Genomic DNA, 14,407 nt, shown 5'->3' with positions numbered 1-14,407 from the left:
GTGAGCGAGGAGAAGCTGGTCGGGATCGTGCTGGTGTCGCACAGCGCGGAGGTGGCCGCCTCGGTCGCCGCGCTGGCCAAGGGGCTCGCGGGCGGGGCCGCCGCGGTGCCGGTGGCCCCGGCGGGCGGCACGGAGGGCGGTGGGCTCGGCACCAGCGCCGAGCTGATCTCCGCCGCGGCGGCCTCCGTCGACCGGGGCGCGGGGGTCGCGGTCCTCACCGACCTCGGCAGCGCCGTACTGACGGTGAAGGCGCTGCTCGCCGAGGACGAACTGCCCGAGGACACCCGGCTGGTGGACGCCCCGTTCCTCGAAGGGGCGGTGGCCGCGGTGGTGACGGCCTCCACGGGCGCCGACCTGGCCGCGGTGGAGGCCGCCGCGACGGAGGCGTACGACTACCGCAAGGTGTGACACGCTCTCAAGGCACCGGTGCGGCTGGTCAGTTGTCGGTCACGAACTGCCGGGCCAGCCGCTCCCCCATCATCACCGCCGCCTGGTGGTCCTCGATGGGGACCGCCTTGGAGTCCTTGAAGACGATGTAGGTGACCCCGGAGGGCACCCCGCCGTCGCTGGGTCCGGCGGGGATGCCGAGGCCCCGCGCGGTGGCGTAGGAGGCCTCGCCGATGAGGTCGCTCGGGCCGGTGTCGCCGACGACCGCGTACTGCACCCGGTCCTGGTAGACGACGGCGGCGACGGAACCGCCCCGCACCCCGCTCGCGGCCGGGCTCCAGCGGCTGCTCGCGGCCGGTACGACGATGTAGGGCAGGGTCTCCGCGTTCAGCGGCCGCCCGTCGGACTGCACATAGGCGGTACCGGGCGAGTACAGCGGGTCGGTCTGGCTGTTGCAGTGGGCCGTCGCCTGGCCGTCGCAGTCGATGTCGAGGTCGGCCCTCCAGAAGACGGCGCCCTGGGCGCCGCAGACGGGCACCGTCGCGGGGCTGTCCGCGTCGGTGCGGTAGCGGCCGGCGGAGATCTGGGCGCAGGTGCCGACCTTGGCCAGCAGATCGGCGGCGGTCACGGCGCCCTCGGCGCGGTCCGGGGCGGTCCCGGCGTCCGTGCGGGGCGGGGCGGTGCTGGTCCTGCCCCGGCTCGGGGTGGTGGCGGCCCGCTCGGGGCGCGCGACGGCAGGAACGTCTCTGCTGGCGGCGGGCGCCGGGCCCGCGCCGCGTCCGGCGCCCGGATCGGCGCCGTCGCCATGGGCCGCGGTCCGCGCCTCGGGCGGAAGGGCCGCGGCCGCGCCGGGCAGCGTGGCGGGGGCGATCAGGGCGACACCGGCCGCGGCCAGCGTCAGCGTCGGAACACGCACACGCACGATGCGGAACCCTCTCCTCGGGGACATGTCGAGGCCACTGTGGTCCGCGGCCCGGACACCCGTCCGCCCGGGCCACCCCGAAGCGACCGGATGGAGCACGCTTCTGACAACCCATGAGGGAATAATTTCGGCATTTGGTGCACAAAGCGCATAAACGGAAGTAGGTGCGCAGGGACAACAGGGGCCGGGGACCCGGACCGGCCTCGGTCCAGACCCCCCGGCCGCCCGCGCCGGCGCGGATTCGGCGACGACAGCGTTTCCGCGCCAGGGGCATGAACTCCCGCTCTCTCGCAGGAAGTTCAGCCGTAGGGAGGTTCAGCATACGTAACTTCCGGGCGTGCTCCGCAACGGCCTCTTGCCGTCGGCGCACCGGCCGGTCCATATTGGTCCGGACCATTGCCGGGGCCGTCGATGTGCCGAACTCATCATCGAATGCCGAACAGCCGTGGAGGCAGAACCGTGCGACGCGTTCCCCTTCCGCTCGTGCTGGTCGCCGGAGCCCTGCTGCTCCTCGCGTCCTGCGGCCTCGGCCGGGCCGACGACGGCGACGAGGGCCGGATGCCGGGCGCCCCGACCGGGGTCACCGCCCAGGCGGGCAGCGCCACCACCGTGCATGTGATGTGGAACGCGGTGCCCGACGACAGCCCCGGCATCCGCTCCTACGAGGTGTACCGGGGCGGCACCAAGGCGGCCGAGGTGCCCGGCGCCGAGCGCATGGTGGACGTCATCGGGCTCAGCCCGTCCACCGCGTACGCCTTCACCGTGCGCGCCCGGGACAAGGCCGGGCGCCTGGGACCGCCGAGCCGGACGGTACGGGCCCGCACCCCCGCCCGGGTCGCGGCCGACCGCTCGGCACCTTCCCGCCCCGGCACGCCCACCGGGCATCCCGTCGGCAGCCGCGAGGTCCAGCTGGCGTGGGGCGCCGCCCGGGACGACCGGGGCGTGGTGTCGTACGACATCGAGCAGGGCGGGGTCCAGATCCACAGCGTGGGCGGGACGCAGACCTCGACGGTCGTCACCGGGCTGCGCCCCGGCACCCGGTACGTGTTCACGGTGCGGGCCCGGGACGCGGCCGACAACCTCTCCCCCGCGAGCGCGCCGGTGCGTCTGACCACCCCGGGCACCGACGACGGCCGGGCGACCGCGCCGACCGGCTTCACCGCCGCGACCCACCGCACGGACGGCGCCTACTACCTGGACCTGGCCTGGGACCCGCCGGACACCGACGGGGTGATCACCGAGTACTCGATCCGGCTGGACGGCACCACCACGACCTCGCTGGAATGGGGCGGCAACCCGCCGCGCGGCCGGGCGCGCTACAGCTTCTACCTGGGCCGCACCGCCGGGGAGGAGCACCGGGTGCGGCTGCGGGCCCGGCTGCCGGACGGCACCTGGGGCGGCTGGTCGGCGGAGCGCACGGTGACCACGGGACGCTGACCGGGCGCCCCCGACCACAGGTCGCCGCCCGGCGCATCCCGGCGGGCCCCGCCCTGCGCCGGGCGTGGGGTGCCGTCACCCGGCCGGGTGCCGTCCGGATGCGGCGGCGGCCGGGGCCGCGTTGGCTGCTGACCAGGCAGCACGGATGTTCCCCGACCCTGGGCGGCGCATGGGACGTACCGCCGGCCGTGCCGCCGGAGGCCCCGATGCGCAACTCCATATCCATGCTCCGCTTCGCTCCGAGCCTGGCGGCCGCCGCCGTGCTCCCGGCCGTGCTCGCGGCGCCCTCGGCCGCGGTCTCCGGCATCTCCGTCAGCACCACGGGATCCAGCGTCTCCGTGGTCACCAGCGCATGTGCCCAGATCAACGGCAGCTGGGGCACCGCGGCCCTGCTCACCAGCAGCCAGGCGAACTTCGCGCAGGGCCGGCAGGTGGCGCTGTCCGGCACCACGATCAGCCAGTCCGCGGCCTGGTCCAAGGTGAGCCCGGGGACGTACACCGTGGTGGTGGTCTGCTCCAGCGGCAGCACGGCGGGCAGCCAGTCGGTGATCGTGTCCGCCGGTTCCGCGCCGACGCTCGCGGCGACCTCCCGGCCGGGGACGGCCACGACGACCCGGCCGGCGCCGAACCGGGGGGTGAACGGCGGACTCGGCGGCGCCTCCCGCGACTACGGCCCGCTGACGCTCGGCGCCGGCGCGGCGCTGGTGGGCGCGGGCGCCGTCACCACCGCCTGGTATCTGCGCCGCCGCACGAAGCCGTACCGGTTCTGAGGGCCTCTCAGTCCCCTGCGAAAGGCGGCGGGACCTTGTCGGACTCCGGCAGCCGCGCGAACTCCGCGAGGGCGTGGGTGAGCCACCGGGTCCAGAAGGTCTCCAGGTCGATGCCCGCCCGCAGCACCAGATGGCGCAGCCGGTCCTCGGGGGCGTCCCGGTCCGGTGGGAAGTCGCGCTTCTCGATCTGCTCGTACTCGGCCAACTGCCGCTGGTGCAGCTCCAGATGGCGGCGCAGATCCGTCTCCAGACCGGCCGTGCCGACCACCGCCGAGGCGCGCAGCCGCAGCAGGAGCGTGTCCCGCAGCGGCTTGGGGTCCTGCCCGGCGGCGGCCCAGCGGGCCAGTTCGGCGCGGCCCGCGGGCAGGACCTCGTAGCTCTTCTTCTGCCCGCGGGACGGCTGCGCGGCCGGCAGCGCCCGGATGAGCCCCTCGCCCTCCAGCTTCCCCAGCTCGCGGTAGATCTGCTGGTGCGTCGCGGACCAGAAGTAGCCGATCGACTTGTCGAACCGGCGGGTCAGCTCCAGCCCCGACGACGGCTTTTCCAGCAGGGCGGTGAGGATCGCGTGCGGGAGTGACATGGGCTCATCCTAGGGATCCCCCGCAGGGGGCCTACAGCGCCGCCGCCACCTCGGTGCCCTGCTTGATGGCGCGCTTGGCGTCCAGCTCGGCCGCCACGTCCGCGCCGCCGATCAGATGGACGCTGCGCCCGGCGGCGACCAGCGCCTCGTACAGGTCGCGGCGCGGCTCCTGGCCGGTGCACAGGACGACGGTGTCGACCTCCAGGACCGTGCTCTGCTCGCCGACGGTGATGTGCAGTCCGGCGTCGTCGATCCGGTCGTAGCGCACGCCCGGGACCATGGTGACGCCGCGGTGCTTCAGCTCGGCGCGGTGGATCCAGCCGGTGGTCTTGCCGAGCCCGGCGCCGACCTTGGTGGTCTTGCGCTGGAGGAGGTGGACCTGGCGCGGCGGGGCCGGGCGGCGCGGCTCGGTGAGGCCGCCGGGCGTGGAGTACTCCATGTCGACGCCCCAGTTGCGGAAGTACGTCTCGGGGTCCTCGCTCGCCTTGTCGCCGCCGTCCGTGAGGAACTCGGCGACGTCGAAGCCGATGCCGCCGGCGCCGAGGACGGCGACCCGCTCGCCGACGGGGGCGCCGTCGCGCAGCACGTCGAGGTAGCCGAGCACCCGGGGGTGGTCGATGCCCGGGATGTCGGGGGTGCGCGGGGTGACGCCGGTGGCGACGACCACCTCGTCGTAGTCGGCCAGGTCCTCTGCGCCGACCCAGGTGTCGAGCCGTACGGCGACCCCGTGGGCGTCGAGCTGGTGGCGGAAGTAGCGCAGCGTCTCGTCGAACTCCTGCTTGCCGGGGACCTTGCGGGCGACGTTGAGCTGCCCGCCGATCTCGCTCGCGGCGTCGAACAGGGTGACCTCGTGGCCGCGTTCGGCGGCGCTGACGGCGCAGGCGAGTCCGGCGGGTCCGGCGCCGACCACGGCGACGCGCTTTCTCGTGCGGGTCGGGGAGAGCACCAGCTCGGTCTCGTGGCAGGCGCGCGGGTTGACCAGGCAGGAGGTGAGCTTGCCGCCGAAGGTGTGGTCCAGGCATGCCTGGTTGCAGCCGATGCAGGTGTTGATGGCCTCGGGGGTGCCGGCGGCGGCCTTGGCGACGAAGTCGGGGTCGGCGAGCATGGGCCGGGCCATGGAGACCATGTCGGCACAGCCGCCGGCCAGCAACTCCTCGGCCAGCTCGGGGGTGTTGATGCGGTTGGTGGTCACCAGGGGGATCGCCACCTCGCCCATCAGCTTCTTGGTGACCCAGGTGTAGGCGCCGCGCGGCACGGAGGTGGCGATGGTGGGGATGCGGGCCTCGTGCCAGCCGATGCCGGTGTTGATGATGGTGGCGCCCGCGGCCTCGACGGCCTTGGCGAGGGTGACGACCTCGGCGTGCGAGGAGCCGCCGGGGACGAGGTCCAGCATGGACAGCCGGTAGACGATGATGAAGTCCTCGCCGACGGCCTCGCGGACCCGGCGCACGATCTCGACCGGGAAGCGCGTCCGGTTCTCGTAGGAGCCGCCCCAGCGGTCGGTGCGGTGGTTGGTGCGGGCCGCGATGAACTCGTTGATCAGATAGCCCTCGGAGCCCATGATCTCGACGCCGTCGTACCCGGCGTGCCGGGCGAGGCGGGCGGCGCGCACATAGTCCTCGACGGTCCGCTCGACATCGGCGTCGGACAGCTCGCGGGGCACGAAGGGGCTGATCGGCGCCTGGAGAGGGCTCGGGGCGACGAGGTCCTGGTGGTAGGCGTACCGCCCGAAGTGCAGGATCTGCATCGCGATGCGGCCGCCCGCCTCGTGCACCGCCCCGGTGACGACCCGGTGCCGCTCGGCCTCCGCCTCGGTGGTGAGCATGGCCCCGCCCTCGTACGGCCGGCCCTCCTCGTTCGGCGCGATGCCCCCGGTCACGATGAGCCCGACACCGCCGCGCGCCCGGGCGGCGTAGAACTCCGCCATCCGCTCGAACCCGCGCTCGGCCTCCTCCAGGCCCACGTGCATGGACCCCATGAGCACCCGGTTGGGCAGCGTGGTGAACCCCAGGTCGAGCGGGGTCAGCAGGTGGGGGTAGCGGCTCATGTCAGGCCCTCCGTGCACAGATGCGGTCGCATCTTGTTGTAGAGCACCCGTCCCCGTTTATGCAACTAGTTGCACAACGATGTGCCCCGCGCCACGCCCTCAGTACCTACTAGTATGTACAGTCCGTTCGATCCGCACCCTTCATCCGCATCGGGCGTGCGCCGGGACGACTCCCTGGTGATCGTGGCGGTCACGATGCGCGCCGGACGCGACGCGGAGGTGAAGCGTGCGATGTACCGGCGGATCGCGGAGCTGGTGCGCGAGCGCACCGGGACCGATCCGGCGAACGTGTTCGTGACGGTCACCGAGAACGCGTCCGCCGACTGGCCCTTCGGGCACGGCCTGGCGCAGTACGCCCCGGCCGGTGCGGGACCGGCCGGGGGCGTCGTAACGGCGTGTCGTCGGTCGTGGCAGAGGTGCGCCGTCAGTCGTGCGTCGTCACAGGCTCTCCAGGCGCAGATGCAGATCGCGTTCCTGGTCGCCGGAGGCCGCGCTGGTCTCCTCGACGGTGAACATGGAGTCCAGGGTGTGGCGGAAGCGGTCCACGGCCCAGTAGCCGCCCTGGACGTCCGCCTGCACGGACGAGCCGAGGTGGACCGGTGGGCAGCCCCCGCCCCGGGTGTCCGTGACCTCGTAACTGCCGAGCCACACCATGGGGCGGCTCTCGTGGAGTTGCCGGGGCACCTCGTCCTTGCCCCGGTCGGACGCGAAGCACGTGTTCAGCGCCTCGAAGACGAGACGCGCGTCGTCCATGGAGCATCCGCTGATCTCCACCGTGACGGTTTCCGGATGCGACCGGTCCTCGTTCGCCATTGATCGCTCCTTTCGTGGCCGGGCTGCGCTGCCCGGAGTACCCCGCCGCGCCGCGCCCATCCCCCCCCGCCCAGGAAAACACCGCCCTCCTGCGCCCGCACGCGCGGCGCGGGGTCAGCCGAGGGAGAACTTGTACGTCTTGCTGTCGGTGAGCACGCAGATGCCCGGCGACACCACGATCACGCGCAGGATGCCGCTGCGCCGGTCGTAGTCGATGCCCTCCGCCTCGAAGGTGCCGGAGCACGCGCTGCGCAGCGGCAGCCGGCGCAGCGCCGTGACATGCCCGGTGACATCGCCGGAGCCGCTCGGCGGGGCCGACAGGTCGATCTGGAGCAGCGGCTCGGTGATGCCGAAGAGGCTCCCGTCGGAGTCGTCGGAGGAGCAGAGCAGGGTGGTCGGGCCGGAGAAGTCGCAGCCCTGGACGTCGCTGACGGCGTGGTCCAGGCGCACCGTGGCGGCCAGCGGGAGGTTCACCGAGGGCGACGTACCGCGGTTCTCGCCCGGTGTCGGGAAGACCAGCAGCCGGTTCATCGTGCCCCACTCGCCGGACAGCATCCACTGCCCGTCCGGGGTGATCGCGTCCCAGGAGTTGTTCAGGGCCTCGCCGGGGCTCAGCTGGTGCACGTACTCCGACCAGGTGCCGTCGGGCGCCTGCACCCGGTACATCTTCGCGGTGCCGGAGTCCTCCTGGTAGGGCTCGATGTAGTAGCCCTCGTACGACGCGTCCGGGTCGCCGACGTGGTTCCAGCCCCGGACGGAGTCGCTCAGCGGGACGGTGCCGATGCCGGTGTAGCGGTTGGGGCTGCCCGCCGGGACCTCGACGGAGGCCAGCCCCTGGCTCTCGGTCAGCGGATCGGCGCGGTCCGAGCCGGTCTCCGTCCAGGTGCCGGCGGCGGAGGCGGGGGCGGGCACGGCGAGGGACAGGGCGGCGGCGAGCGTGACGAACGCGGCGAGGGCTCCGTTGCGGCGTGACCGGGCGGACGCGGGCATGACCAACTCCTCGAACGGGCGGTGGGGACACTCGAACGGCGCACAGTCTGGCCCGGACTGGATCGTCATGTACAGGCCAATGCAGCAACCCGGACATGAACTCTCCCGGCGCCCCCGGCCGCGCGGTACGGTCCGCGCGGACCCTCCCGGCGCCCCGGCCGGGCGCCGGCTCGGGCGGACGCCCGCCGCCGGGTTGAGAGATGGTGGAGGTTGACGGCGACGGCGTCGGAGAGTCGGATGTGAGCGCGACAGGACGTGGGGAACCGGCACGGGGGACGGCGTGCCGTCCGGACGGGCGAAGGCGGTGCGTGGCATGAGTGCAGCCGGGGCTGCGGCGGCGGAGGGCGGCGAGCCGGCCCGCGGGCCCGTGCCGCCGGGCGGCCTCCTCGACGTGCTCGCGGTGGCCTCGGTGGTCCTGGACACCGACGGCCGGATCGCGCTGTGGAGCCCCCAGGCCGAGGAGCTGTTCGGCTACACGGCGCGGGAGGCGCTCGGCCAGTACGCGGCCCGGCTGATGGTGGACGAGCGGCACATGCAGCTGGTCGGCAAACTCTTCGCCGATGTCATGACCACCGGGCAGAGCTGGGCCGGCGGCTTCCCGGTCCGGCACAAGGACGGCAGCACCCGTCTGGTGGAGTTCCGCAACATGCGGCTGCTGGACGCCCGCGGCAGGGTGTACGCCCTCGGGCTCGCCGCCGACCGCTCGACCGTACGGCGCCTCGAACAGGACGTGGCGCTGTCCGAGCGGATGGTCATGCAGTCCCCGGCCGGGCTCGCCGTGTTCGACACGGAGCTGCGGTTCGTGTCGGTCAACCCCGCCCTGGAGCGGATCAACGGGCGCCCCGCCGCCGAGCACCTGGGGCGCCGGATGGCCGACGTGGTGCCGGAGCTGGACATCGCGGGCATGGAGGCCGGGGCCCGCCGGGTGCTGGAGACGGGCGCGCCGCTGATCGACCACATCGTCGTCGGCCGTACGCCCGCGGACCCGGACGCGGACCACACCTGGGCGGTCTCGCTGTACCGGCTGGACGACGCGGCGGGCCATGTGCTGGGCGTGGCCTGCTCGGTGGCCGACATCACCGAGCAGCACCGGGCCGCCATGGAGGCGGAGGCGGCACGGCGCCGGCTCGCGGTGATCGCCGACGCCGGGGCCCGGATCGGTACGACGCTCGAACTGGACCGTACGGCCCGGGAGCTGGCCGAGGTCGCGGTGCCGGAACTGGCCGACGTGGCCGCCGTGGACCTGCTGGAGGCGGTGGTGGAGGGCCGTCCCAGCACCCTCGGTCCCATGGACCCGGCGGTGCTGCGGGCCCTCGCGCTGCGCCCCGAGGACGCCTCGGACGCCGTACGGGCCGCGGACACGCCCGGCAGGATCGCCCGGTACGCGCCCGACCGGCTGGTCACCGAGTGCGTGCGCACGGGCGAGGCGGTGCTGGTGCCCCGGGTGAAGGACGAGGACCTGCCGCGCATCGCCCGCTCCCCGGAGGCGGCCGTGCTGCTCGGGCGGGCGGGGCTGCACTCGTACCTCGCGGTGCCGCTCATCGCGCGCGGCGAGGTGCTGGGCGCGCTCGATCTCAAGCGGACCGTCAACGCGCGGCCGTTCGACGCGGACGACGTGCTGCTCGCCCGGGAGCTGGCGGCGCGCGCGGCGGTGCAGATCGACAACGCCCGCTGGTACCAGAACGCCCGCAACACCGCGCTCACCCTCCAGCGCAGCCTGCTGCCGAGCAGCCCGCCGGTGACGACCGGGCTCGAAGTGGCCTCGCGCTATCAGCCGGCGGGGGCCACCAGCGAGGTCGGCGGGGACTGGTTCGACGTGATCCCGCTGGAGGGCGGGCGGACCGCGCTGGTGGTCGGCGATGTCATGGGCAGCGGGATCGGGGCGGCCGCGACGATGGGCCGGCTGCGCACCGCGACCACCACACTGACCGCGCTCGGCCTGGACCCCGCGGTGCTCCTGGCGCACCTGGACAAGACCACCTCGGCCCTGGACCACTCCATCGCGACCTGTGTGTACGCCGTCCACGACCCGCGGCTGCGGCAGTGCCGCATCGCCAACGCCGGCCATCTGCCCCCGGCCCGGATCCGCCCCGGCCGGCCCCCGGAACTGCTCGACCTGCCCACCGGTGTCCCCCTCGGCGTCGGCGGCGTCTCCTTCTCCACCGTCACGGTCGACTTCGCCCCGGGCGACGAACTGGTCCTCTACACCGACGGCCTGGTGGAGACCCGCCACCACACCCTGGACGAACGCCTGGACCTCATGCTGTCCCTGCTGACCGACCCCACCCGCCCCCTGGAGGAGACCTGCGACCTCCTCCTGCGCACCCTCCACCACCCGGACAACCACGACGACGTGGCCCTGCTCATCGCCCGCGCGAAGGAGTGCTGACGGCGCGCGGGGCGGCTTCCGTCGTGTTCACACGGCTGTCGGCTTCCGTCGTGTTCACACGGCTTTATCCCGCACTCCGATCACCACATGCGCCGACCACTCCTCCGAGACCGCCACATGGGCGCTCAGGCCCGCCTCGGTGAAGGCGGCGAGCGCGGCCGGGGCCTGGCGTTCGCTGGTCTCGGACAGGAGCCGGCCGCCAAGGGCGAGCCAGGCGGGGGCCCCGGCGGCGACCCGGCGCAGGACGGCGAGGCCGTCGGGGCCGCCGTCGAGGGCGGTGGGCGGCTCGTGGTCGCGGGCCTCGGCGGGGAGCAGCGGGAGGTCGGGAGTGGGGACGTAGGGCACGTTGGCCGTCAGGAGACCGACACGGCCGCGCAGGACGGCGGGCAGGGCGGCGTAGAGGTCGCCCTGGTGGGCGTGGCCGCCGTAGGGGGCGAGGTTGCGGCGGGCGCACTGGACGGCGGCCGGGTCGATGTCGGCGGCGTGCACCCGCGCCCCGTCCAGCGCGGCGGCGAGGGCCGCGCCGAGCGCGCCGGAGCCGCAGCACAGGTCCACGACGACGGAGGCGTCCGGGGCCTCGGCCAGCGCCCGGTCCACCAGGAACTCGGTACGGCGGCGGGGGACGAACACGCCGGGCTCGACGGCGATGCGCAGCCCGTGGAACTCGGCCCAGCCGAGGACGTGTTCGAGCGGCAGACCGGCCGCGCGGCGGTCCACCATCGAGGCGAGTTCGGCGGCGTCCCGGGCGGTGGCGAGTATCAACTCCGCCTCGTCCTCGGCGAACACGCACCCGGCGGCACGCAACGCGGAGACGACGGCCGCCGGGGAAAGGGAAGAGGGAGTGGGCATGGAAGGACGGATGCCTTTCGGGAGCGCGAGACCGCAGGGCGCTCCCGCGGTCACCGCTGCCGGTGCACCGCGCCGTCACGAGGAGAGAGCACCCCGGCTGACACAGCGGATATGGGTCCCACCTCCTCGCACTCGGGGCCGCGCACCTCCGCGACCGGACGGTCACCATACCCCACCGGACATGGCCGGGTTCGGCCCCCTGACGTCGCGAGTTGTACTCTGCAACCGGAATGCGGAGCACCGGAGAACGCCGCAGGAGGGAGGTCCCGTGCGCACCACGGAGTCGGCCGTCGAGGCGATCCAGCGCGAGATGACGGTCTTCGCCCGCCGGGCCCGCGCCTCGGCCGGCCGTATGCACCCCGAGCTGTCCCTGGTGTCGTACACCCTGCTCGGCCATCTGGAGGAGAGCGGCGGCTGCCGGGCCACCGATCTCGCGGCGCACTACGCCCTGGACAAGTCCACGGTGAGCCGCCAGGTCGCCGCGCTGGAGCGGGCGGGCCTGATCGAGCGCCGCCCGGACCCGGAGGACCAACGGGTCCAGGTGCTCCAGCTGACCGAGGCCGGGCAGGAGATCCTCGCCCAGGTCACCCGGCGCCGCCGGGCCGCCTTCCGGGAGCGGCTCGCCGAGTGGCCCGAGGACGACCTGGTGCGCTTCGCGGCCTATCTGGAGCGCTACAACGCGGGGGCCGAGGGCATCGGCACCGACTGAGCGCCCCGTCGGACGACCACCTCCGCATGCCGTACGACGATCACCCCGGACGCGGTACGACGATCACCCCACCGGCACCGCCGGCCGCCCGTCCGTCAGCCGTTCCGGGGCCCGCGCCGCCAGGAACGACGTGGTCCGGCGCAGCCGGAAGCCCAGGGACTCGTACAGCCGGATGGCGTTGGTGTTCTTGGCGCTGGTGTGCAGGAACGGCGTGTCGCCGCGTTCCCGGATGCCGTGCGCGACGGCGAGGATCAGCCGGCTGGCCAGGCCCTGGCCGCGCACACCGGCGTCGGTGCACACCGCGCTGATCTCGGTCCAGCCCGGTGGCCGCAGCCGCTCCCCCGCCATGGCGACCAGCGCGCCCCCGCGGCGGATGCCGAGGTAGGTGCCCATCTCGACGGTGCGCGGCAGGAACGGCCCCGGCTGGGTGCGCGCCACCAGGTCCAGCATCTCGGGCACGTCGGCCGGGCCGAGGCGGACCGCCTCCGCGTCCGGCGCCGCGGCCAGACCGTCGTCCACGAGCTGGACGCCGCCGACGTGGAAGGTGATCTCCCAGTCCTCGGGGACGTCCCCGCAGTAGCCGTTCAGCGGGACCTCCGCGCCCGCCCCGGCCAGCGCGGCGAGGTCGGCCCAGTCCCGCGCCTCCGGCTCGTCGGGCAGCGCCGGCCACGGGGAGACGTCGACCGGATAGCGCAGCACCCGGCCGCGCCGCTCGGCGAAGCGGGCGTGCGGGCCGGTGAGGGAGGCGCGGGCGGGGTTGTCGAGGACGTGCGGATGGGACCGGGGGCCGATGACGCTCACGCGGCCACCTCGATCACCGTGCCGGAACCGTACGCCTTGCGCATTCTCATCCCTCACTTCTCTCGCACCGGTGTCCGGCATGCCATGGCCGGTACCGATCGCCAAGGAGCGGCCCGCGTCCGGTATTCCCGCTCCCCGGCCCTGTTCATACGACCGCAACGATCGACCCCGTGGCCGGGCACCGGGCCGGTGACCAGGCACGGAGCAGCCGCCCGGACAGCGTACGGTTGAAGCATGAACGTCACGCGAGGCTTCACGGGCCGCGCGCGCGAGCACAACCCGGGGCTGCCGCCCGGTCAGTACGACGCGCGCGAGGACTGGCCCGTCCTGTCCGCCGAGGTCACCCCCGACCTCACCCCCGCCGACTGGACCTTCCGCGTCGACGGCCTGGTCGAGCGGCCGTACACCTGGGACTGGGACGCGGCGCACGCGCTGCCCGCCTCAGCGTACGAGGGCGACATCCACTGCGTCACCGGGTGGTCGAAGTTCGGAGTGCGGTTCGGCGGGGTCTCGCTCGACGCCTTCCTCGACGTGGTGCGGCCCGCCCCGGCCGCCACCCACGCACTCGCCCGCTCGCACACCGGCTACACCGCGAACCTGCCGCTCGCCGACCTCACCGGCGGCCGCGCCTGGATCGCCTGGGAGTACGGCGGCGCGCCGCTGCCGGCCGAACACGGCGGCCCGGCGCGCCTGGTGGTGCCCCATCTGTACTTCTGGAAGAGCGCCAAGTGGATCGCGGGCCTCACCCTCCTCGACCACGACGAGCCGGGCTTCTGGGAGGGCAACGGCTACCACCCGCGCGGCAACCCCTGGGAAGAGCAGCGGTACGCCGGTGACTGAGACGACGACCATGCCCGGTGGCGCGCCCCGGTTCGCGGTGCCCGGCCGGATCGCCGTGGGCGAGCAGGCCGAGTCGACGTGGCAGACGGCCACCCTGACGGAGATCCGCCGCGAGACCCCGCACGCGGCCACCTTCCGGCTCGCCGTGCCCCGGTGGGCAGGGCATCTGCCCGGCCAGCACCTGATGCTGCGGCTGACCGCCAAGGACGGCTACACGGCGCAGCGCCACTACTCGATCGCCTCCGCGCCCGACGACAGCGGACATGTCGAACTGACCCTGGACCGGGTGCCGGACGGCGAGGTCTCCGGCTGGTTCCACACCGTGGCCCGGCCCGGGGACACGATCGACGTGCGCGGCCCGCTCAGCGGCTTCTTCGCCTGGCCCGGCGACCGGCCCGCGCTGCTGCTCGGCGCCGGCTCCGGGGTCGTACCGCTGATGTCGATGATCCGGCACCACCGGGGACGCGGTCTCCAGGTGCCGCTGCGGATGCTGGTGTCCGCGCGCAGCCCCGAGGAGCTGATCTACGCGGCCGAGCTGGGCGCGGAGACGACCCCGGTGTTCACCCGCAGCGCCCCCGCCGGAGTGCCGGTGGGCCGGGTGACGGCCGCGCATCTGGCGCCGCTGCTGGCCGAGCGGCCGCCCGGCGGATGGGAGGCGTACGTGTGCGGCTCCAACGGGTTCGCCGAGCATGTCTCCCGGCTGCTGGTCCGCGCCGGTCAGCCGGCGGACCGTATCCGCATCGAACGCTTCGGCTGAGCCGCGCCACCGGCGCGTTCGCGGGGCACATGGCTCGAACGTGCCTCAAGTGGGCCTGAACTCGCGGTTCACCGGGTGGGCCGGGTGCGCCGTACGGGGTACGAGACGGGTGTGGA

The 14,407-nt window shown here is 74.0% G+C and carries 14 protein-coding genes and 1 pseudogene; 8 read left to right on the top strand and 7 right to left on the bottom strand.

What is annotated here, in order from left to right:
• Nucleotides 1–408 carry a PTS-dependent dihydroxyacetone kinase phosphotransferase subunit DhaM gene (locus tag QHG49_RS31430; protein ID WP_159698736.1) on the top strand — a complete coding sequence of 136 codons (408 nt, stop codon included), beginning with the start codon at nt 1–3 and terminating at the stop codon, nt 406–408.
• A 28-nt stretch (nt 409–436) separates the two neighbouring features.
• Here QHG49_RS31430 and QHG49_RS31425 read toward each other — a convergent pair whose 3' ends face one another.
• A complete protein-coding gene (locus QHG49_RS31425; protein ID WP_301492980.1) occupies nt 437–1,303 on the bottom strand; it encodes a glycoside hydrolase family 75 protein in 867 nt (288 codons plus the stop codon).
• A gap of 465 nt (nt 1,304–1,768) precedes the next feature.
• Here QHG49_RS31425 and QHG49_RS31420 point away from each other — a divergent pair, with 465 nt between their 5' ends.
• Both QHG49_RS31420 and QHG49_RS31415 read left to right on the top strand, forming a co-directional pair.
• Nucleotides 1,769–2,746, top strand: a complete 978-nt coding sequence (locus QHG49_RS31420) for a fibronectin type III domain-containing protein (RefSeq protein ID WP_301492188.1) — start codon at nt 1,769–1,771, stop codon at nt 2,744–2,746.
• Nucleotides 2,747–2,952: 206 nt separating this feature from the next.
• Entirely contained in the window at nt 2,953–3,516 is a 564-nt protein-coding gene (locus tag QHG49_RS31415; RefSeq protein ID WP_145489516.1) for a hypothetical protein, read from the top strand.
• A 7-nt stretch (nt 3,517–3,523) separates the two neighbouring features.
• Here the strand turns inward: QHG49_RS31415 and QHG49_RS31410 are convergent, their stop codons facing one another.
• Entirely contained in the window at nt 3,524–4,096 is a 573-nt protein-coding gene (locus QHG49_RS31410) for a PadR family transcriptional regulator (protein ID WP_145489514.1), read from the bottom strand.
• A 31-nt stretch (nt 4,097–4,127) separates the two neighbouring features.
• Entirely contained in the window at nt 4,128–6,143 is a 2,016-nt protein-coding gene (locus tag QHG49_RS31405; protein WP_301492186.1) for an NADPH-dependent 2,4-dienoyl-CoA reductase, read from the bottom strand.
• A gap of 153 nt (nt 6,144–6,296) precedes the next feature.
• Between QHG49_RS31405 and QHG49_RS31400 the strand changes: the two are divergent.
• Nucleotides 6,297–6,512 (top strand): annotated as a pseudogene (locus QHG49_RS31400) (tautomerase family protein); the annotation flags it as partial.
• Nucleotides 6,513–6,581: 69 nt separating this feature from the next.
• Here QHG49_RS31400 and QHG49_RS31395 read toward each other — a convergent pair.
• Together QHG49_RS31395 and QHG49_RS31390 are read right to left on the bottom strand one after the other, a co-directional pair.
• A complete protein-coding gene (locus QHG49_RS31395; protein ID WP_301492184.1) occupies nt 6,582–6,956 on the bottom strand; it encodes a hypothetical protein in 375 nt (124 codons plus the stop codon).
• Between the two features lie 114 nt (nt 6,957–7,070).
• Nucleotides 7,071–7,946 carry a hypothetical protein gene (locus QHG49_RS31390; RefSeq protein WP_301492183.1) on the bottom strand — a complete coding sequence of 292 codons (876 nt, stop codon included), beginning with the start codon at nt 7,944–7,946 and terminating at the stop codon, nt 7,071–7,073.
• A gap of 313 nt (nt 7,947–8,259) precedes the next feature.
• Between QHG49_RS31390 and QHG49_RS31385 the strand changes: the two genes are divergently transcribed.
• The gene (locus tag QHG49_RS31385) at nt 8,260–10,335 is read left to right on the top strand and encodes a SpoIIE family protein phosphatase (protein ID WP_301492182.1); all 2,076 of its coding nucleotides are present in this window, start codon (nt 8,260–8,262) and stop codon (nt 10,333–10,335) included.
• Between the two features lie 54 nt (nt 10,336–10,389).
• Here the strand turns inward: QHG49_RS31385 and QHG49_RS31380 are convergent, their stop codons facing one another.
• Nucleotides 10,390–11,184: a putative protein N(5)-glutamine methyltransferase gene (locus QHG49_RS31380; RefSeq protein ID WP_159698757.1), complete on the bottom strand. Its 795-nt coding sequence runs from the start codon at nt 11,182–11,184 to the stop codon at nt 10,390–10,392.
• 310 nt (nt 11,185–11,494) lie between these two features.
• Here QHG49_RS31380 and QHG49_RS31375 point away from each other — a divergent pair, with 310 nt between their 5' ends.
• Nucleotides 11,495–11,893: a MarR family winged helix-turn-helix transcriptional regulator gene (locus QHG49_RS31375; RefSeq protein ID WP_236576648.1), complete on the top strand. Its 399-nt coding sequence runs from the start codon at nt 11,495–11,497 to the stop codon at nt 11,891–11,893.
• Nucleotides 11,894–11,956: 63 nt separating this feature from the next.
• Here QHG49_RS31375 and QHG49_RS31370 read toward each other — a convergent pair whose 3' ends face one another.
• On the bottom strand, nt 11,957–12,775 hold the full coding sequence (locus QHG49_RS31370) for a GNAT family N-acetyltransferase (RefSeq protein WP_370530531.1): 819 nt from the start codon (nt 12,773–12,775) through the stop codon (nt 11,957–11,959).
• A 153-nt stretch (nt 12,776–12,928) separates the two neighbouring features.
• On the opposite strand from QHG49_RS31370, the gene QHG49_RS31365 reads away from it, so the two are divergent.
• A complete protein-coding gene (locus QHG49_RS31365; RefSeq protein WP_159698763.1) occupies nt 12,929–13,534 on the top strand; it encodes a sulfite oxidase-like oxidoreductase in 606 nt (201 codons plus the stop codon).
• The gene (locus QHG49_RS31360; protein WP_301492181.1) at nt 13,527–14,291 is read left to right on the top strand and encodes a ferredoxin reductase; all 765 of its coding nucleotides are present in this window, start codon (nt 13,527–13,529) and stop codon (nt 14,289–14,291) included. The genes QHG49_RS31365 and QHG49_RS31360 overlap by 8 nt, the downstream gene beginning before the upstream one ends.
• Nucleotides 14,292–14,407: the final 116 nt, after the last annotated feature.

Source organism: Streptomyces sp. WP-1, from assembly GCF_030450125.1.
GTDB classification, from domain to species: Bacteria; Actinomycetota; Actinomycetes; order Streptomycetales; family Streptomycetaceae; genus Streptomyces; species Streptomyces incarnatus.
This window is presented reverse-complemented; position numbering and strand designations above follow the sequence as displayed.

Coding starts and splice junctions, on each gene's coding strand:
- QHG49_RS31415 (WP_145489516.1), top strand. CDS start 2,953: ATGCGCAACTCCATATCCATGCTCCGCTTCGCTCCGAGCCTGGCGGCC.
- QHG49_RS31410 (WP_145489514.1), bottom strand. CDS start 4,096: ATGTCACTCCCGCACGCGATCCTCACCGCCCTGCTGGAAAAGCCGTCG.
- QHG49_RS31405 (WP_301492186.1), bottom strand. CDS start 6,143: ATGAGCCGCTACCCCCACCTGCTGACCCCGCTCGACCTGGGGTTCACC.
- QHG49_RS31395 (WP_301492184.1), bottom strand. CDS start 6,956: ATGGCGAACGAGGACCGGTCGCATCCGGAAACCGTCACGGTGGAGATC.
- QHG49_RS31390 (WP_301492183.1), bottom strand. CDS start 7,946: ATGCCCGCGTCCGCCCGGTCACGCCGCAACGGAGCCCTCGCCGCGTTC.
- QHG49_RS31385 (WP_301492182.1), top strand. CDS start 8,260: ATGAGTGCAGCCGGGGCTGCGGCGGCGGAGGGCGGCGAGCCGGCCCGC.
- QHG49_RS31380 (WP_159698757.1), bottom strand. CDS start 11,184: ATGCCCACTCCCTCTTCCCTTTCCCCGGCGGCCGTCGTCTCCGCGTTG.
- QHG49_RS31375 (WP_236576648.1), top strand. CDS start 11,495: ATGACGGTCTTCGCCCGCCGGGCCCGCGCCTCGGCCGGCCGTATGCAC.
- QHG49_RS31370 (WP_370530531.1), bottom strand. CDS start 12,775: ATGCCGGACACCGGTGCGAGAGAAGTGAGGGATGAGAATGCGCAAGGC.
- QHG49_RS31365 (WP_159698763.1), top strand. CDS start 12,929: ATGAACGTCACGCGAGGCTTCACGGGCCGCGCGCGCGAGCACAACCCG.